This is a genomic window from Heyndrickxia sp. FSL W8-0496 (assembly GCF_038007825.1).
In the GTDB taxonomy this organism is placed as follows: domain Bacteria; phylum Bacillota; class Bacilli; order Bacillales; family Bacillaceae_C; genus Heyndrickxia; species Heyndrickxia oleronia.
The window spans coordinates 2,106,068-2,126,043 of the sequence record NZ_JBBOXX010000001.1 but is presented as its reverse complement, the minus strand read 5'-3'; the positions used below and the strand labels follow the sequence as shown (position 1 = coordinate 2,126,043).

17 protein-coding genes are annotated in these 19,976 nt (G+C 33.9%); 3 read left to right on the top strand and 14 right to left on the bottom strand.

Annotated elements, in window-relative coordinates; genetic code table 11:
- Nucleotides 1-70 precede the first annotated feature (70 nt).
- The 3 genes from NST63_RS10745 to NST63_RS10735 all read right to left on the bottom strand — a co-directional run bounded on the left by NST63_RS10745 (nt 71) and on the right by NST63_RS10735 (nt 4,381).
- The gene (locus tag NST63_RS10745; protein ID WP_212942818.1) at nt 71-367 is read right to left on the bottom strand and encodes a CotD family spore coat protein; all 297 of its coding nucleotides are present in this window, start codon (nt 365-367) and stop codon (nt 71-73) included.
- Nucleotides 368-849: 482 nt separating this feature from the next.
- Nucleotides 850-2,100 (bottom strand): ribonuclease H-like domain-containing protein, encoded by a 1,251-nt coding sequence (locus tag NST63_RS10740; RefSeq protein WP_212942819.1) that lies wholly within the window; start codon nt 2,098-2,100, stop codon nt 850-852.
- Between the two features lie 22 nt (nt 2,101-2,122).
- A complete protein-coding gene (locus tag NST63_RS10735) occupies nt 2,123-4,381 on the bottom strand; it encodes a DEAD/DEAH box helicase (protein WP_341042057.1) in 2,259 nt (752 codons plus the stop codon).
- 142 nt (nt 4,382-4,523) lie between these two features.
- Between NST63_RS10735 and NST63_RS10730 the strand changes: the two genes are divergently transcribed.
- On the top strand, nt 4,524-4,994 hold the full coding sequence (locus NST63_RS10730; protein ID WP_341042056.1) for an Hsp20/alpha crystallin family protein: 471 nt from the start codon (nt 4,524-4,526) through the stop codon (nt 4,992-4,994).
- Nucleotides 4,995-5,153: 159 nt separating this feature from the next.
- Here the strand turns inward: NST63_RS10730 and NST63_RS10725 are convergent, their stop codons facing one another.
- From NST63_RS10725 to NST63_RS10715, 3 genes are all read right to left on the bottom strand, one after another.
- Nucleotides 5,154-5,657, bottom strand: a complete 504-nt coding sequence (locus tag NST63_RS10725; RefSeq protein WP_341042055.1) for a YppG family protein — start codon at nt 5,655-5,657, stop codon at nt 5,154-5,156.
- Between the two features lie 100 nt (nt 5,658-5,757).
- The gene (locus NST63_RS10720) at nt 5,758-6,123 is read right to left on the bottom strand and encodes a YppE family protein (RefSeq protein ID WP_212942824.1); all 366 of its coding nucleotides are present in this window, start codon (nt 6,121-6,123) and stop codon (nt 5,758-5,760) included.
- Between the two features lie 74 nt (nt 6,124-6,197).
- Nucleotides 6,198-6,440 (bottom strand): hypothetical protein, encoded by a 243-nt coding sequence (locus NST63_RS10715; protein ID WP_341042054.1) that lies wholly within the window; start codon nt 6,438-6,440, stop codon nt 6,198-6,200.
- A 624-nt stretch (nt 6,441-7,064) separates the two neighbouring features.
- Between NST63_RS10715 and recU the strand changes: the two genes are divergently transcribed.
- Together recU and NST63_RS10705 are read left to right on the top strand one after the other, a co-directional pair.
- Complete coding sequence (gene recU, locus NST63_RS10710) at nt 7,065-7,673, top strand: Holliday junction resolvase RecU (protein ID WP_259545173.1); 609 nt, start codon at nt 7,065-7,067, stop codon at nt 7,671-7,673.
- Between the two features lie 145 nt (nt 7,674-7,818).
- Nucleotides 7,819-10,467, top strand: coding sequence for a PBP1A family penicillin-binding protein (locus tag NST63_RS10705; RefSeq protein WP_341042052.1), 2,649 nt, complete (start codon nt 7,819-7,821; stop codon nt 10,465-10,467).
- Between the two features lie 49 nt (nt 10,468-10,516).
- On the opposite strand, the gene nth is transcribed toward NST63_RS10705, so the two are convergent.
- The 8 genes from nth to panD form a co-directional block, all read right to left on the bottom strand.
- Nucleotides 10,517-11,176, bottom strand: a complete 660-nt coding sequence (gene nth, locus NST63_RS10700; protein ID WP_212942830.1) for an endonuclease III — start codon at nt 11,174-11,176, stop codon at nt 10,517-10,519.
- Between the two features lie 36 nt (nt 11,177-11,212).
- Nucleotides 11,213-11,911: a DnaD domain-containing protein gene (locus NST63_RS10695; protein ID WP_058002393.1), complete on the bottom strand. Its 699-nt coding sequence runs from the start codon at nt 11,909-11,911 to the stop codon at nt 11,213-11,215.
- A gap of 208 nt (nt 11,912-12,119) precedes the next feature.
- Nucleotides 12,120-13,412 carry an asparagine--tRNA ligase gene (gene asnS / locus NST63_RS10690; RefSeq protein WP_058002392.1) on the bottom strand — a complete coding sequence of 431 codons (1,293 nt, stop codon included), beginning with the start codon at nt 13,410-13,412 and terminating at the stop codon, nt 12,120-12,122.
- A 160-nt stretch (nt 13,413-13,572) separates the two neighbouring features.
- Nucleotides 13,573-14,763, bottom strand: a complete 1,191-nt coding sequence (locus NST63_RS10685) for a pyridoxal phosphate-dependent aminotransferase (RefSeq protein WP_212942844.1) — start codon at nt 14,761-14,763, stop codon at nt 13,573-13,575.
- A gap of 15 nt (nt 14,764-14,778) precedes the next feature.
- Nucleotides 14,779-15,261, bottom strand: a complete 483-nt coding sequence (locus tag NST63_RS10680; RefSeq protein WP_212942846.1) for a cell wall elongation regulator TseB-like domain-containing protein — start codon at nt 15,259-15,261, stop codon at nt 14,779-14,781.
- Between the two features lie 9 nt (nt 15,262-15,270).
- Nucleotides 15,271-15,441: a YpmA family protein gene (locus NST63_RS10675; RefSeq protein ID WP_065107196.1), complete on the bottom strand. Its 171-nt coding sequence runs from the start codon at nt 15,439-15,441 to the stop codon at nt 15,271-15,273.
- 355 nt (nt 15,442-15,796) lie between these two features.
- Nucleotides 15,797-18,604: an ATP-dependent DNA helicase DinG gene (gene dinG, locus NST63_RS10670; protein WP_341042049.1), complete on the bottom strand. Its 2,808-nt coding sequence runs from the start codon at nt 18,602-18,604 to the stop codon at nt 15,797-15,799.
- Between the two features lie 970 nt (nt 18,605-19,574).
- Nucleotides 19,575-19,958: an aspartate 1-decarboxylase gene (panD, locus tag NST63_RS10665; protein ID WP_078110642.1), complete on the bottom strand. Its 384-nt coding sequence runs from the start codon at nt 19,956-19,958 to the stop codon at nt 19,575-19,577.
- Between the last annotated feature and the right edge of the window lie 18 nt (nt 19,959-19,976).

Below are 19,976 nucleotides of genomic sequence, written 5' to 3'. Positions count from 1 at the left end.
ACTAGTTGATAAACCGATTATTTATATAAAAAAACAAGGATGGCAACTACCATCCTTGAAAATTCAACCTTTACCTCGGAAAACCGAATGGCATTGGTCCAGGACCACCCATTGGTCCCATAGCACCTGGCCCAAATCCACCCATCCCACCTGGAACCGGTCCGGAAACTGGACCTAAGTTTACATTTGACACTTCATTTACAAATGATTCAGTATGAGGATAGTAATTTGCGTGTCCAATTACTTGGTGATTCACATTTGTTGTATGTGATGGATAAATATGTGGTTGAATGAAATTTTGTTGAGTATGATTCGTACAGCATTTTGTCGGATGAACAATTGGTGGTAAAACCTTTCCACAAAACATAGTCATAACTCCCTTCATTAATTTGTCTTGCTACACTAACAAACTATGTGAAAAGGCTATAACATGTACTAATTCAAATACCTATTTTTAAAAGAAATCTTTTTTACTCGAAAGATTTAAATATTCTTGATTTTAACCAAAAATCAATTTAAAAGAAAGTATAAAAACTATCTTTTAAACTAGTAAAAAGCAATGCTGTTAAACAAACAACGATAAAAAACAAGATAAACAGTGCTCGATACATGATTTCAGCCCCTATAATCCAATAAATTGCAATGAAGATTTCCATTATTATTCACAAACGATAATTCGTCCATCTACCGTCGCAATTTATTATTCTACAGGTTTCTATCATTCGACACAATCATTCCCATATAAAATAATTATTAATTTTTTATGACATTCTTGTAAGTTTTTGGCGTTTTTTGAAAAACTTTTTGAAACCTACGTCGAATTATGCGCTTCCCCAGGAAATAGAAGCATTATTTTCTTTCAAGTCTAGTAATTCTTTTGATCAAATCTTGATAAATTTTATCATCCTTCTTTTGCTTTCCAGATTGCCCTTCTTCAAGCAAAGATAAACCGATTCGAGCGATTTTTAGTGCTTGTTCATAGTTCTTGAATTGGTGTTCGAATAATTTTGCAACCTCTATGCTTGATTTTATTTTAAGCTTACCATTCCCCATTTCTATCACTTCTAACCATAAATCCCTAGCTTCTGAATATTTTTTTTGCCTTTTCAAATGAAATGCTAATTCAAATTTCGCTTCAATCTCATTAGCAAGTGAAAGATTCTCAAACGTCTGAATAGCTACATCCTTTTCACCAATAGCTTGAAGCCATTTCCCAAGCATAAGTTTTTCTTGTGATGTCTGAGAGGGATCTAGCTGCAGAATTTGAAAGGTTAAGTGAGTATATAAAGTAATTAATGAAAGAATATCGTTTTCATTATGCTGTAAAATTGTAATGATCCCTTCAGGGTTTTTTCTTTCTACAAAATCAAAGTAAATCATCGGCGCTAAAAAACCTGGTACATCATCTTTTCTCTCAAATTCAAGAATATCCTTCTCTACATTTACTAGTTTTACAGAATCTAATTGATCCTTCCAAAATCTTCTTGATGCATGGTATAAATCAAAATGGCCAAATGATGGTAGTTTTGGGACATGTTCGCGAATAAGTGTATGCCTCGTTTTAACCTGTGGCCAATCAAAAGCTTTTCCATTGTATGTAACTAGGGTTGTATAATCAATATTCTCAAGAAAACTATAATATAAAGGGATTTCTAAACCAGGTTCAGGTAAAAAATGCTGCCTTAAAATGATTTCATCCTTTTCAAGATATGCGTATCCAAGTAGAAAGATTGTATTTCCAACACCGCCACCTAATCCAGTAGTTTCAGTATCGAAAAAGAACAAATCTTTCGGTTGATATCCATATGCAGATAATGGATGTTTCATACCATTATGATTCCACATATCAACAGCCTTAATATAATCTTGAAACCGATATTTTCCATGTTGATGGCTTAATGGATAATGAACCTCACGAATTAAGCAGTATTCATCTTCTAAATAATAAACCTTTGTATTTGCTTGTTCCCACATTTCTATGAAGGGGATTTCACCTTTTGTATCTATATTTTTTGGCTTTTCATTCATGTTTTTAGGCTGTTGTACCTGTTCTTTAACTATGTGATTTTTAAAGCGTTGCAGCTTATTTTTCAAGGACATGTTATTTCACCTCGATAGGGATCTATTCCTTAAAATGTGATAATAGATGTAATGCGATATTTTTAGAACGTGAAGTAGTTCCATCTAACCCAATACATGATGGGCAACCATTTTCACATGGACATTGAGATATCATCTCAGTCGTTTTGCTAATGATTTCTTTTATATTTTCAAATACCTTTTCACTTAAACCCACACCGCCCGGATAACGGTCGTACAAAAAGATGGTTGGCTTTTCATTGTGAATAGCTTTGATTTGTGGTACCACGTGAATATCCTGAGGATCACACATAACAAATAAAGAAACAATTGAATTCAATGCATGTGAAATTCCAATTAAACCTTCTTCTAATTTACTTTCTGATAACTCACTTTCAAACGTAAACCAAGTAGCACTTGTATGCAATTCTTGTTCAGGAAGATTGATGGGACCAGAGCCAATATTTTCATGTGTATTAAACTTAATTTTTTTAAAAATAGTTGCCATCGCTTGGACAGTGACATCTCCATAGCTCACTTCTCCATTATGAATATATTTATGTTTATCCTCTTCTAACACATGTAATTGTACGGCTATATTAGCATCAGTATAATAATCTACTTCAACTTCCCTTACATACGCTTTTTTCTCTTCCCAGTCTAGTTTCTCCACTTGGTATTGAATTCCTTGATGAAGGTAAATTGCTTCCTCATGTAAAAGGGTCATTGCACTAAATTGATCCATTTCACCAATCACTTTCACATTTGCTATTTCAGTATAATCAATCACTACAACATTTTCCTGTGAGGCAGAACGTAAACTAATATTATGTGCTGGAAAGGAATCATTCATCCAATTCCATTTTTCACTTCGGTAATGGAGGACTCTTTCTTCTACCAAATATTCAAGAATATCTTCAATTTCAACATCACCAAATGTTTCTCCCTTTTTAAAAGGTAATTCATATGCAGCGCATTTAATGTGATCAACAAGGATAATCAGATTATCTGGGTTAATTCTAGCAGTTTCGGGTGATTGATGCAGAAAATACTCAGGATGTTCAATAATATATTGATCGAGAGGTGAAGAACTTGCGACCATTATTACTAATGATTCTCCATGTCTTCTTCCTGCCCTCCCCGCTTGTTGCCATGCACTGGCAATTGTTCCGGGATACCCTGTCATAATACATACTTGGAGTTGACCAATATCTACTCCAAGTTCTAATGCATTGGTACTTACTACACCAATAATCTCTCCATTCCTTAATCCTTTTTCGATTTCTCTCCTTTGTGAAGGTAAATACCCTCCTCGATATCCTTGTATGGATTTAGAACCCAATTCATGTTTGACTACCTCTTGCAAATAGGTCAATATGATTTCAACTTTTACTCGACTACGCGCAAAAACAATTGTTTGAATTTTTTGCTGTAATAATTGCTTAGCAAGATGACTCACTTCTAATGTAGCACTTCTTCTGATATTTAAAGGCTTATTTACAATTGGAGGATTGTAAAAAATAAAATGCTTCTTCCCACTAGGAGCACCATTATTATCGATTAGCTCCATAGGCATTCCTGTCAATCCTTCTGCTAGTTCTTTTGGATTTGCAATAGTTGCAGAAGTACAAATAAATACAGGGTTACTACCGTAATACGTGCAAATTCGCTTTAATCTTCGCAGGACATTTGCCACATGACTCCCAAATACACCTCGATATGTATGTAATTCATCAATAATTATATATTTCAGGTTTTCAAAAAAAGCGACCCATTTTGTATGATGCGGGAGAATAGCGGAATGGAGCATATCAGGATTAGTAATCACAATATGTCCAGCTTTTCTTACCTTCTGCCTGATACTTGACGGTGTATCTCCGTCATATGTATAACTGTTAATGGCTAGTCCTGTTTCCTCAATAATCTCATTTATTTCACTTTTTTGATCTTGAGCAAGTGCCTTAGTTGGAAACATATACAATGCTCGAGACGTTGGCTCTTCGAGAATCGTTTGGATAACTGGTAAATTATAACAGAGAGTTTTTCCGGACGCTGTTGGTGTAACAGCAACAAAGCTCTTCCCTTGCATTGCCTGCTCAAACGACGATTTCTGATGTGTATATAGTTCAGAAATTCCTTTATGATTTAATGAATCTTTTAATAATGGATGAATTCTATTTGGAAACGGAGTAGTTTGTGCTTCTTTTGATTTTAATGTATGCCAATGAATAATTTGCTTATTTATATGAACATCCTCTTTTAAACCTTGGATGACTTCTTGTAAATTTTTTCGACGTTTCATTTTCTACACACCTCTTTCTATATTTTAGCGAATAAACGTTCGTTTTCCTAGTGTTTTTTATTGGTACTCATTGTCAAAAACATCATATTATACAATAGATAAAGTTGGTATTTAAATCTTACAGAGAGGAGTTTTTATTAAAATGACAGAGAAATTACCTGAAGAACCTAAAAAGGGATTGTTCCACGAACCCTTTCAAGACTTTTTTCGATCTATGAATGAACTTTTCCAGGAAAGGCCAGTGAAAGGCTTTCTTCAAAGCATTGATGATTTTTTTTCCTCGCCATTTCCAATCAATGGTTTCCCTATTGACTTAACTGAATTAGAGGATAAATATATTATCACCGCAAAATTATCTGGCATAAAAAAAGATCAAATAGATATTGGTATATTTCCTAAGTATATTACGATTACAGTCGAAAATAATGAAAAAGTTACAAAAGAAGATCAAACCCAAAATGTATTTTTTAATAAAAGCTCAATCCAACGATCCTCTAAAACCATTCCATTTCCGCAACCGATTATTGAAGATAAAGTCAAGGCAACCTATGAAGATGGCTTACTAACGATTAAAGTACCAAAGGAAAAAGGAAAACGATTAACAATAGAATAAACATAATAAAACGGAATCAGAAAATTAGCTGATTCCGTTTTAACTATTTAGCTGTTATATGATATATGTAAAACTATATTTTTCAAACGTTGGAAACACAAAAAACAAATGCTAGTTTAGACTAGATGGATAAATAAAAAAGCAAAAAGGCTTGGAACTCTACGGTTTGAAGAGTCCCCCTAGCCCTTTCACCATCGTTGACACCTGGTTAACTGCATTCATCATTTGCCCTGCTGTGTTGACCATTTTATTAAAGTCAATCGAACCATCCTGTGATTTAAAAGAGTTCATTAGTGAATTAATCCCGCCTGTTTGTGGTTGTTTAAAATGATTCCCTTGAGGATATGGATGAACGTATTGATTTAACATTTGATTTTGTTTATTGGTTTGATAGGTTTCTTTTGCTTGAAGCGGGTTATCAAAAATGTTTGGCTGTGGACTATGATTCTGTTCATAACCCGGTTGTTGATAATATGGACTGTTTCCATTTTGCATAAATGGTGGTATCCCATTGTAATGGTAAGGTCCGTATGGATGTTGATATGGTATATTTGGCTGATTATATGCTTGCATATGAGGAATACCCTGTGCATGATATGAATGATTTTGCGGTTGATAATTACGTATTGGTAAATAGTTCATATATGGATTATAACCTTTCATCACTTTTTCCTCCAGATGACAATCTTTACTACCACAATATGAATGGTAAAAAAAATGGTGATATGTCTAAGAAAAAAATAAAAAGGCAGGGTTTGACTCATCAGTTATTTTTTTGGGTTTCCTCCAACAGTCTTCTCAACACATAATCTACAGATTGAATATGACTTTTAAATTTTTTTAAACTAGAGTCTGGATAAAAGGCTTTAACCGAAACCATTTGGAGATTTTCACTTGTATTTTTTAACTGTATTGAATGTAAGTGTTTTGGCTGAACCTCATTTACCCAAGCAATTGCCAAGGGCAACCATTGTTCACAAGCATCTCTTACTTGATCTGCAAAGGGTTTAACATCTTGATAAAAATCCCCTTGTTCCCCTTTTTCTCTAACTTGATTATATGAACGATAGGCATAATCATTCAATTCTATTAATTTATTTGTTAAATGTATCAAGTCATTTTCGTACATTTGCATTATTCCTCCTGAGAAACTAACTAATGCAATTATACGCTGGAGTCACCACTAAGGTCAAAAAGACTAACTCAACCAAGCTGCTGCAACTTTGATTGTTCATTTTTAATGTTTATCGAAGTTGACAGTTTTTTAATTTTGAATTTCTTTTCGAGACGTTTCAGTTTAGCTTCTAAAATGGAGTGATCCTCAGAAGCCCTCAATATGATTTCTTTTCTTACTTTTTTGATTTCTGCGTCAAAACATTTTTCTAGCTTCTCTAATAACTGTTCACATTCCTCAAGCTTTGCTAAAATCTCTTCCTTTAATAACATATCAACGCCTCCTAAGATTCTTTTAACGCTATATATTCTTCCTAATCTTCTAATCACCTCCATGCATGACAAAACTAGAACTGATTCGTCAAAGAAAGTGTTAAACGAACAATTCCTTTTAATCTATTCGACAAAAGAATAAACTTCTTTAACAATGAATGGAGAACAGTCTTTGGTGCAAAATAGGTTCTAGGAGGTGGAAAATAATGAATAAAGAACTTAAAAATCAACGTAAAAAAGAAGAACGTTCTAAAACGAAAGCTGGTAACGGAAATCCTAAATTATCTGGGCCAAATCGTCCCTCAACTTAATTATAGAAATTCTAGTGATTCATACATTTATGCTGCTAGTAAGAAATAGGAAAAGGTTGATCCAAATGACAAAATTGGATCAACCTTTTTATTATTTTGTAATAAAATTACACCTAAATTTTAAATAAATGAAACAAATGGTGATTGCTATTCGTCGAATACTAATAAGAAGCAGCAAAAAATCAATATTTTCCCTTAAAAAACAACCATTTTACGCAATCTAACGTTATATTGGCAAGAAATCAAACTTTTTATTCACCCAATCTGTCCAGTTTTCTGCTATGATATAATTTAGTTTGTGAGGTGAGGATGAATGAATCTTCGATACCCTAATGGAAAACAATATACGATGAACAAAACGGGCATAAATAAATCTATCGCTTCGAAGAGTATTTCATACAGTAATAGAGGGATGACGTTGGAAGACGATTTAAATGTAACGAATCAATATTATTTACTAAATGAGATTGCTGTTATTCATAAAAAACCGACTCCGGTACAGATCGTTCATGTTGATTATAAGTCAAGAAGTACTGCAGTTATTAAAGAGGCGTATTTTAAACAACCATCAACAACCGATTATAATGGAGTCTATCAAGGTAGATATATTGATTTTGAAGCAAAGGAAACGAATAATACAACATCTTTTCCATTACAGAACTTTCATGAACATCAAATCGAACACATGAAAAAAGTAGTTGCACATAATGGAATATCCTTTGTTATACTTCGTTTTGCAAAAACTGAAGAAGTCTTTTTATTACCTAGTTCAGATTTATTTATCTTTTGGGATCGAATGCTAAATGGTGGGCGAAAATCTATAAAAAAAGAGGAAATTGAAGAAGTTGGACATCCTATCTCATTAGGCCTTCACCCTCGAATTGATTATATTCAAACGGTAAAAAAGATTTTTACAATCTAAGTTTTACACTTCTAAATCAATATTTGGTTTAGATTGGCTTTTTTTAAAATTTTTGTTGCTTATTTAAACATAATTGTAAAAACTATCATTTAAGCAATAATCAATGTTTAAAAACAGCCTAAAGGAAAGAGAGGAAAATTTGTTTATGGCTGAAAAATACCAAACACGTGAGGAACGAAGAAAACAGCAGGAAGCTGTTAAAAATAAAAAAGGAAAAGGTAAGAAGAAAAAACGTTCTATATTTAAGAAAATCATATTAAGTTTATTTCTAACTTGTGTTGTTGTTTTCTTGGCAGGTGTTGGAACATTCGCTTATTATGCAAGTAAAGCACCACATTTAAATAAAACCCAATTAAAAGATCCTATCGCTTCTGAGGTATTAGCGATGGATGGTAAATCAGCTGGAACGATCGGCGCAAAAAAACGAGATTATATTGCCTATGATAAAATTCCTGATAAAGTAAAGGATGCAATTATCGCTACTGAAGATTCTCGTTTCTTTAAGCATCATGGGATTGATCCAATTCGACTTGGTGGTGCTGTTATTGCCAATGTTACTCGTGGATTCGGTTCTGAAGGAGCGAGTACGATCACCCAGCAAGTGGTGAAAATGTCCTTTTTGACTAATAAAAAGACACTAGAACGTAAAGCACAAGAAGCATGGCTTTCATTACAGCTTGAACGTCAATACACAAAAGAAGAAATCTTCGAGATGTATGTGAACAAAATTTATATGTCAGCTGGAATTCATGGAATCCAAACTGCTTCTAAATATTATTATGGAAAGACATTAGATAAATTAACCCTACCGCAGATTGCATTAATTGCGGGACTACAGCAGAGTCCAAATAACTATAATCCATTTGAACATCCAGATTTGGCTGAAAAACGAAAAAATGTTGTTTTAGGGTTAATGTACCAACATAAGAAAATTTCTAAAGAGGAAATGGAAGAAGCGAAAAAGGTTCCTGTTACAAAAGGACTTAAAAAACAGACTAATGTCAACAATGTTGCTCAAAATAAATATGATGCGTTCATGGACATGGTCATTGATGAAGTTGAAGCGATGGGTTATAATCCATTTTCTGATGGCTTAAAAATCTATACTACATTAGATACAGATGCCCAAGAATATACAGAGCAAATTTTAAATTCAAATGATATTGTGCAATATCCGGATGATATGTTCCAAGCGGGTATCACATTATTAGATACGAAAACTGGAGAAATTCGTGCAGTAGGTGGGGCAAGAAATCCAAAAGTTCAACGTGGATTAAATCGAGCAGTGGATATCAAGCGTTCACCGGGATCTACAATCAAACCGATATTAGATTACGGCCCAGTGATCGAGGAAAAACAATGGTCCACTTATCATCAAATAGTAGATGAACCATATCATTATGAAAATAATGGTCCTGCATTAAATAACTTTGATAATCGTTTCTTAGGACAAATGTCAATGAGGGAAGCTTTATACCGTTCCCGAAATGTACCTGCGGCAAAGGCTTGGGCAGAAGTTGGTGCTGACAAAGCTAGAGAATTTGCTAATAATTTAGGCTTAAATTTACCAAAAGAAATTTATCATTCATCCTCCATCGGTGGTGGACTTGAATTATCCCCACTAAAAATGGCAGGTGCGTATGCAGCATTCGGTAATAATGGTATTTATAATAAACCACATACTGTAAGAAAAATTGTTTTACAAGATGGGGAAACTATTGTTAAAACAAATCCTGAACCAAAAGTTGCGATGAAGGATTATACAGCATATATGATTACAGATATGCTAAAAGATGTATTATCTTCAAAACCAGGGGCAACAGGTCGCTCAGCAATCATCCCTGGGCTTGATGTTGCGGGAAAAACAGGAACAACAAATTTTGCTAGCGAAGATGTTGCAAAATATAATATTCCTGCAGGCGCCAGCCCTGACTCATGGTTTGCAGGCTATACGACTAATTACACTGCTGCTGTCTGGACAGGATATGATAGTTCCAAAGATGAGAATGGTAACTTTAAATATTATTTAACACCAAATGAACAAAAAATCTCACAGCTCATCTTTAAAAGCCTAATGGAACATGTATCAGAAGGAAAAAACACACCTGATTTCAAAATGCCAAAAAGTGTTGTGAAGATTCCGATTGAAAAAGGAACAAATCCACCACAAAAAGCAAGTGAATATACTCCTTCGGGAAGTATTTCATATGAATTATTTGTTCGAGGTCATAATGAACCAAGTCAAGTTTCACATAGATATGAGCAATTAGAAGCTCCTACAAATTTAAACGGAACTTATGATCAAGCAACCAATCAAATAATTGTCAATTGGAATCATCCAAAAATATCTGAAGGCGTTTCTTTTGAAATATCTGGTTCACTTAATAATGAAGGTAAACAATCCTTTGGAAATACGAAGGATACAACATTATCAATAGCCAATCCACAGCCTGGTGGAACCTACCAAATTGAAGTGAAAGCTATATTAGGTGATCAAACAAGTAAACCAGCTACAATCACTATAAAAGTCCCAGATCCTGATGAATTAGGAAATGGCGATGATATTGGTGATATTGGTGACCAAGATCAAGACAATGGTGAACATAACGGTTCTGATAATGGTAATGGTCCTGGTAATGGGAATGACAATGGTTCTGGTAACGAAAACGGACCTGGTAATGGCAACGGAAATGGTAATGGCAATGGGCCTGGTAATGGCAATGGCAGCGGCAATGACAATGGAGGAGGTAATCAAGAAAATCCAGATCCAGGTAGCGGAACCGAAACACCCTAATTAATACAAAAAAGTCATCTAATCGAATATGATTAGATGACTTTTTTCATTATATGGTTACTCCCCTCTTCTTCATACGTTTTTGTCCTTCCCGACAAACACTTAATAAAGGGCAAATGTCACATTGCGGGTTTTGTGCCTTACAATGATATCTACCAAAAAAAATTAAGCGATGATGAGTCTGAGACCATTCATCTTTTGGAACTTTTCTCATTAATGTATTTTCTACTTCTAACACACTATCTTTCCATCTACAAATTCCTAGTCTTTTACTCACCCTTTCAACATGTGTATCTACGGCGATAGCAGGAATACCAAATGCTACTGAAACGACGACATTAGCTGTCTTTCGTCCTACACCAGGAAGTTTTGTTAATTCATCTCTATCCTCCGGAAGCTTCCCTTGATATTCATTAATAAGCATGCTACATAATTTTTGAATGTTTTTCGCTTTGTTTCTATATAGACCAATAGATCTTATATCATTTTGTAACTCTTCTAAAGAAACAGCTAAATAATCTTCGGGGGTCTTATATTTTTCAAATAAAGATTTAGTTACTTTATTAACAAGAACATCCGTGCATTGTGCTGAAAGTGAAACAGCAATGACAAGTTCAAAAGGATTAGAATGATTTAATTCACAATGTGCATTGGGAAACATTTTCCCTATTTCATCTAAGCAAAATCGAATTTGCTGCATATTTAACATTTTTCGTTCCACCTTGACTATTTCTTAAGTAATATATTATTGTTCTAACCAATTATAAAAAGGGATGGTTTTCGAATCACTTTTTTGAACGAGCGTAGTTTTTTTACGTTGCTGACGAAATTTATTACCATAATCCTTTGCTTGTTCAATTGTTTTAATTCCGTTTTTCTTCCATTCAAATAATATTCGATCAATATATCGAAAATTTAATTTTCCAGAAATAACAGCTTCCCTTAGAGCTGCCTTTATTACAGATGGATCTTGATGATCTTGGTCAAGCCACATCGCCAAAGTTTCGCATTCAAGAGGAGATAATGGTCTCCCAAATTCCTGTTCAAAAATAGTATATAGATTCGTTTCTTCATGTAAATTATGTTCTAGTTCAGCTTGTTTCTTTTCAAATGTAAACTCATCGATTAATTTACTCCATAGAGGTTTTAATGAGTACTTTTCATAACGTATATTCTCTTCGGAATACCCTTCTTCAATACTAATATATTGATTCTGAACTAATCTTCTTAACAATGAAGCACACATGCCATCGGGAATCGTCATTCTTTCTGAAAGCTGTGCCGGGGTAGGAAAATCATTTCCTTTTTCTAAAAAGGAAAAAACCTGTAATAACAAAACTAATTCAGTTTCGTTTAAACCAATATGTTTATATTTAACCATTAAAAGTCGAGGAATCTGAATCATCCCATCCTCAATCCATGATAAAATTAAATCCTTATCCATTTTGTACACCTCATAAATAAGTATAAAGGAAGTATTACAAATATGGAACAAGGAAAATCTGCCCTTTGATTTTCCCTAAATAGGAAAGTCATGTTCCTAGACTTTCCAAGAAAATCTGCCCTTTGATTTTCCTGTATACCCACACTGTAATGTCTATCAATCAAGAAAAAAAGGCTGTGTTTATTAGACACAACCTTTTCATTCGAAATTATGGGTAAAGTCGGTTAAGTAAACGTGGGAATGGAATTGTTTCACGAACATGCTCTACTCCAGAAATCCAAGCTACAGTACGTTCTAGTCCTAATCCAAAACCTGAATGCGGAACCGCTCCATATTGACTTAATTCAAGATACCATTGGTATGCATCTATTCCTAAGCCATGTTCTTCGATTCTTTTCTTCATTAATTCATAATCATAAATACGTTCAGAACCACCAATAATCTCCCCATAGCCTTCAGGCGCAATCAAATCAGCACATAGAACAACTTCAGGACGCTCTGGATGTGGTTGCATATAGAATGGCTTTAATGAAGTTGGATAATTCGTAATAAAGACTGGTTTATCAAATGATTCTGCAATTGCTGTTTCATGTGGTGCCCCAAAGTCGTCGCCCCACTCAATATCATTAAAACCTTTTTCATGTAGAAGCTTAAGGGCATCATCGTATTCAATACGAGGGAACGGTGCCTTTACTTGCTCAAGCTTAGAAGTATCCCTACCTAATCGTTCCAATTCTAATTTGCAATTCTTTAGAACTGATTGAACAATATGAGCTACATATTCTTCTTGAACTTTTAAGCTATCTTCATGTTGGTAAAATGCCATTTCTGGTTCAATCATCCAAAACTCAATTAAATGTCTTCTTGTTTTTGATTTTTCCGCGCGGAATGTTGGTCCAAATGAGAATACTTTACCTAAAGCCATTGCGGATGCTTCCATATATAGCTGACCACTTTGTGAAAGGTATGCATCTTCATCGAAATATTTTGTATGAAATAATTCTGTTGTTCCTTCAGGCGCACTTCCAGTAAGAATTGGTGGATCGATTTTAGTAAATCCATTGTCATTAAAAAATTCATACGTCGCGCGAATAATTTCATTACGGATTTTCATTACCGCATGTTGACGACGTGAACGCAACCAAAGATGACGATGATCCATTAAGAACTCTGTTCCATGTTCTTTCGGAGTAATCGGGAAATCATGTGCTTCATGAATCACTTCTACATCCTTTACTAAAAGCTCGTATCCGAAAGATGAACGACTATCTTCTTGAACAGTTCCTGTCACATAAATAGAGGTTTCTTGTGTTAAAGATTTTGCTTTTTGAAAAACTTCTTCAGGGACATCTGTTTTTACAACAACCCCTTGGATAAACCCTGTTCCATCACGAAGTTGTAAAAATGCGATTTTCCCGCTAGATCTTTTGTTGGCAACCCAGGCACCAATCGTGACGTCTTGTCCAACGAATTTATTTACTTCATTAATTGTCGTTTTCAATCTACTTCCCTCCAAAAACTTCAAAAACTACACTTCATATCATTTTATATCCAAACTTATTATACTAAACAAGTATATAAAAGGAAAATATTAATTAAAAATCCCCCCTATTTATTAGGGGGATAAAATTTATTTTATTGGCTCCATTTTTATAGTGGATTTATTTCATTTTACTTTTTACAAACTGTTGAATTCTTTCAATGGCTTTTTCTAATAGTTCTAATGATGTCGCATAAGATAAACGAATATAATCGGGAGCTCCAAAGCCTGAACCCGGAATGACTGCCACGTTTGCCTCTTCAAGTAATGCTTCTGCGAATTGATCCACTGAATCAAAACCTGTTAGCTTAGCTGCCTCGATTACATTTGGAAACAAATAAAAAGCACCTTGAGGCTTCAAACAGCTTACTCCTGGAATTTGAATAAGTTGTTGATGTATTTTATTCAATCTATCTTCAAATGCTTCTCGCATTGTTTCTACTGGCTCCTGAGTGCCATTATATGCCGCAATCGCTCCATATTGTGATGGAGTAGTCGGGTTTGAGGTGGAATGACTGGCAAGGTCTGTCATTGCTTTGATAATTTGTGCATTTCCAGCTGCATATCCAATTCTCCATCCAGTCATTGAATGTGATTTAGAAACTCCATTGATGATGATTGTTTGATTTTTTAATTCAGTTGAAAGTTCTGCAATTGAAACATGTGCATGATCACCATAAATTAACTTTTCATAAATTTCATCAGAGATAATCAAAATATTATGTTCTAAACAAATTTCACCTAATTCAGCTAACTCTTCTTTTGTATAAAGCATACCTGTTGGATTGCTTGGTGAGTTAATAATGATAGCTTTTGTTTTAGAAGTTATAGCAGATTTCAGCTGATCTGCTGTAATTTTAAATTGATTTGCTTCTTTTCCATTAATATATACGGGTTCTCCTCCAGCAAGCTTAACCTGTTCTGGATAACTGACCCAATATGGAATTGGAATGATGACCTCATCCCCTTCATTTAAAATCACTTGAAAAAGTGTATAAAGAGCATGCTTAGCACCATTTGTTACAATGACTTCAGAAGGCTTATAATCAATATTTTGATCCTTTTTAAACTTTCCAATAATAGCTTTCTTTAATTCAGGAAGTCCACCTGTAGCTGTATATTTTGTTTGTCCTTCATTCATCGCCTTTATTGCAGCGTCGATAATATGTTGTGGTGTATTAAAGTCTGGTTCTCCAGCTCCTAGACCGATTACATCAATTCCTTCTGCTTTCATTGCTTTTGCTTTTGCAGTAATGGCTAGTGTAGATGATGGTGTAAGAGCACTTACACGATTTGCTAGTTGTAATGTCATTTCTCCTCACCTTTTCTATATATTTGTAATCATATACGGAGTTTTATCATTATCCTTTAAAAAGTACACATAGGCATAATTTAACCGTGATGAATGATCAAGATATGAAATTTCCCAAACCGGTTCCTTTTCTAACATACCTAAGCGACTACCTAGAACTTTAGCCGGTTTTTCCTTTTTTATTACTGTATTAATTGCCTCAGACTTTGAAATTCCATCTGACCATTTTTCAATGGTAATTTGATCACTGTTTTTTTCAGGAATCCATACAGCAACCTTTTTCCCATTTTTTTGTTTTCCAACTGCTACATAATAGGTAATATCCCCATTATACAGATAAAATTGATCCATAGACGTAAGATTCGCCTTTTCTCTTGCCTTTTTTTCTGCAAAATCTTTCGCATGGCTTATAGGCTTCATTGATTGGAAGTATACATTTACACTGACCCCAACAATAACTAAAATACATAATCCAGCGATGATAATCCATTTTTTCATAATAACCCTCTATGTACGATATATTGTAAATACTGCTTTACTTTGGTCCTCAGTATCTAATGCTAATCCGAACATTAAATCTTGATTTTTTAATGTTCTGTTGAGTGCATCAACGATTTTGTATAATTCAGCTTGATATTCAATCTTTACAGTTGATAGCACTTCTATTTTGCTGTCCATCATAATCCCCCTACAAAAACAAATATTGTTATAAATATCGTAACCGATTATAGCCACAATATAAATACTGAAACACAAATTTATTATAACAACATTTCCGTGTTTATTAACGATATACCAAAAAATTTTTCTAATCCACACATTTTTTCACGCTGCTACTAAAAAGCAGCGTGTTTTTTACGATAAGAAATTATAAAATTCGATGTAGTTTTTATAATTGAGTCGTTCCTACTCAAGTCGAAACAACGCCTAACATCAAATATCTCTACGCTAAAAGAGAACAATTTCTTCTATAAAAGTTTTAATGCAAATTTTGTATTTAGAAAATCAAAAGCCAATGAACAACTCCACATGTCTATAACCACTTTTCAACCGTTTCAATCATTTCCTTTAATGATACATGTTCAATTGGAACAGATGGAATCGAGCGAATAAAAGCATTTCCATATGATGTTGTTTCAATTCTTCTATCAAATACAATGACAATTCCTTTGTCTGTACTACTACGAATAAGTCGTCCAAACCCTTGCTTAAATCGAATTACCGCTTCAGGTAATGAATAAGTAGAAAATGGATTTTTCCCTTCGGCCTGTATAGCTTCATTCTTTGCCCATGTATATGGCTCATCAGGAGGACTAAATGGCAATCTCACAATTGATAAACACGACAGATCTTCACCAGGAATGTCTACGCCCTCCCAAAAACTATTGGTACCAAAAAGGACCGCTTTATCAAATCGTTGAAAGTTTTTTGTTAATCTCATCCTGCTTCCTGTCGTAATTCCTTGAGCAATAAGTATAAAATCATCCAATAAGCCACTTTCCTTCATTAACTCATACGTTTTCTTTAACATGTCATATGAGGTAAATAAGACGAGCATTCTACCTTTTGTTGCCTGTGCAATGGCAATTAAATGATTAGCGATGGCTTCTACATATTCAGATACTGCCACCTCACGAATTTCAGGGATATCATTTGGAATTAACAACTTGGTCATTTCTGAATATGGAAAAGGAGAAGGAATTTGCTTTTTTATTAAATCCGCAAATTGATGAAGTCCTAATTCATTTTCAAAAAAACGGAAAGAATCTTTTACAGTTAAAGTAGCAGAAGTTAAAATCACACTCTTTCTTTTAGCAAAAAACTCTTTGCTCAATTTCTCACTTACAGAAATCGGCTGTGCTTGTATCGAAATACTATTAGGTATAGCCCTCATATCACCTTCTAGCCAATAAACAAATTCATTTGTTTGCTCTAACAAAAGATGTTGGATCGAATGCTTAAATGATACTAATTCATGCTCATAGCTAAAGACTTCCTCAAGAAGAGCCTTATCCTTTTCAGATAATTTTTCACTAATCTTTTTCAATTGACTTAACCGCTCTTCTAATCCATTTCTTATTTGATTAATGGATGATATTACTCTTTCAGCTGCAAATAAAATTGGTTGTAAAGTTTTTTCTTTCATTAACTTGTTTGAAAGACGAATCTGCAGTTTATGATGTCCTTTATTTTTCTTCTCATTTTTCAACAATTTCTCTGCAATAATCGTAAATAATTCATCGATTTCCGTTTCAAGCTCAGCGATAATAAAATCCAACTCAAAGGTAGGCATTTTTAGTGAAATTTTCTGCTTTTGTACCATTAATTCGAGTTGATAAAATAGTTGTTGTTTTTCATAAGAACCTAGTTGGCTACAAAAAAATTTGCTAGGAATATACTCTAATTTTTCTCCTAGAAAGCCTCTAGAAGTTTTTTCAAAATGATGGGCTTCATCCAGAACCACATAATTAAATTCTTTAAATAGTTGTTGCTTCTGAATTAAATCAAGTAGTAGCATAGAATGGTTTGTAATAACAATATCTGCATTCTCGGCTTCTCTTCTAGCGTATAAATAAAAATCCTTTGCTATCCATGGATCTCGTTCTTTCGATAAATGCCAGCCATCATGCCTTATCCGATTCCAAAAGATTTTTCCGCCACTTGATAAATTCACCTCATCAATATCACCTGTTTCCGTATGAATAAGCCAAACTAGTAACTGCATTTTCGTTAGGATTGTGTCATATTGCTGATCAGCCTCATAAAGTGTTTGTTCAAATTTAAATAAATTTATGTAATGTTGTTTTCCCTTAAGCACAACTGCTTTAAATGGAAAAGAAAGAACTTTTTCAAGTTTTTTCAATTCCGTATTTAATAATTGATCCTGCAATTGTATCGTATGAGTACTTATTAAAATGGGTTGATTTTCAGTTTTACTAAAATAAATACTAGGTAATAAATACGCAATTGATTTACCAATTCCCGTTCCAGCCTCAATCATTGCATGCTTATTTAATCGAAATGCTTCATACACCGTATCCATCATTTCATGTTGACCATCTCTTACTTCATAATGCTTTATTCCATTTGATAGTAATTTTTGCTTATCATGTTGATGTAAAGGATACTCCTTTTTTTCGCGATAGTTATAATTGGAGTATTTCTTATTTTTTTTACGGAGGGCAATTCCTTTAAATACCTCTAAATGCTCAGAGAGGTTTTCTAAATGATTTCGTTTCTCTGTCAGAATGTCTTCAAAAATTTCGTTTAAATTGCTCTTTAATCCTATTGAAAGTTTTGCAAGCTTTTCGAGTGTTACAAGTGGTAGCTCTCTTGTTTTGTTAATAAATTGCAAAAGCAATTCAGCGGTTACTAACGCATCACTATCCGCTTGATGTGGCCGATCATGCTTGATTGCGAGATATTCAGTCAACTCAAATAGCTTATAGCTATCAGACGTTGGCAATAATACTTTAGCTAATTCGACCGTATCGACATTTAAGCCGACAAATTCCGGACAACCTACTCGATTAAATTCTGATTGGAGAAAATTCAAATCAAACAAGACATTATGCGCCACAAAGATACTGTCTTTTAGAATCCTTGTTAATACAGGGGCCACTTCTTCGAATAATGGTGCATGTTTGACCATATCATCATTAATCCCTGTAAGTTCCTCAATAAATGATGGAATTGGTACACAAGGATTAACAAATGTTGTATATTGATCAATTATTTCTTCATTTTCAATGACAACAGCAGCTATTTGGATGATTCGGTCACCTTTTTTGGGTGAATTTCCTGTTGTCTCTAAGTCTACTACTACAAAACGCTGTTTCATTCAATCACCTATTTCATATTTCAAAAGGCTATTTTTGTTTCTACTTAGTTTATCATATTAAAGCGATTAATCCATAACTATTATATCCAAAAACGTATGCACCTTGTTCAATAACGTACGAATGTGAGAGCTATGCAATGACAATTTCAATATTTTAAATTGTAGCGTGGTTTAAACATTCTCTACATAATTCGGTTCATTAAACTATTTAGCATAAATTTTGAGAAAAGAGCATTATATACACTTTTCGTGTAAGGTTGCTTTGTAAAAGGGTAGCGTTTATAACCGTATGCAGCTCTTTTTTCAGTTAACATGGAGAGACTCATCTCCACTTGATGTTAGTTGGAACATAAACTAAATAGGATCTGAGAAAAGAGCCTATACATAAATACACTTCAACTAATGTGTTGCTTTGTAAAAGCCTACTGCCGGCTTTTACACACTATAAAAAGGGGGAGCGTTCTTATATTGCTTGCAGCTCTTTTCTCGGTGAACTAAAGAGACTTATCCTAAACTTATTTTTATTTGTAAAAAACTTAAATTCTATACTATTGAGAAAAGAGCCCTATACATAAATACACTTCAACTAATGTGTTGCTTGTAAAAGCCCTACTGCCGGCTTTTACACACTATAAAAAGGGGGAGCGTTCTTATATTGCTTGCAGCTCTTTTCTCGGTGAACTAAAGAGACTTATCTTAAACTTATTTTTATTTGTAAAAAACTTAAACACTATACTATTGAGAAAAGAGCCCTATACATAAATACACTTCAACTAATGTGTTGCTTTGTAAAAGCCCTACTGCCGGCTTTTACACACTATAAAAAGGGGGAGCGTTCTTATATTGCTTGCAGCTCTTTTCTCGGTTGAACAAAGGAGACTTATTCCAAACTTATTTTTATTTGTAAAAAACTTAAATTCTATACTATTGAGAAAAACCGTATCCACTGAGATACGGTTTTCTTTTTATCTTAAATGATTGTTGCTTCGGGTTCATAGGAAATCATCTGCGAAATATGGTTATTTTCATCCAGAATAGCGATTTTTGGCTGATGATTTTTTATTTTATCTTCTTGAATAAGAGCGTATGAAATAATAATGACAATATCTCCTACTTGAACAAGTCTGGCAGCTGCACCGTTCAGACAAATTACACCACTTCCCCGTTTGCCTGGGATAATATACGTTTCTAAACGTGCTCCATTATTATTATTAACGATTTGTACTTTTTCATTAGCAACCATTCCAACCGCGTCTAGTATATCCTCATCGATTGTAATACTGCCGACATAATTTAAATTAGCTTCTGTAACTGTTGCTCTGTGAATTTTCCCATTCATCATTGTACGAAACATAAATGATTCTCCTTTTAT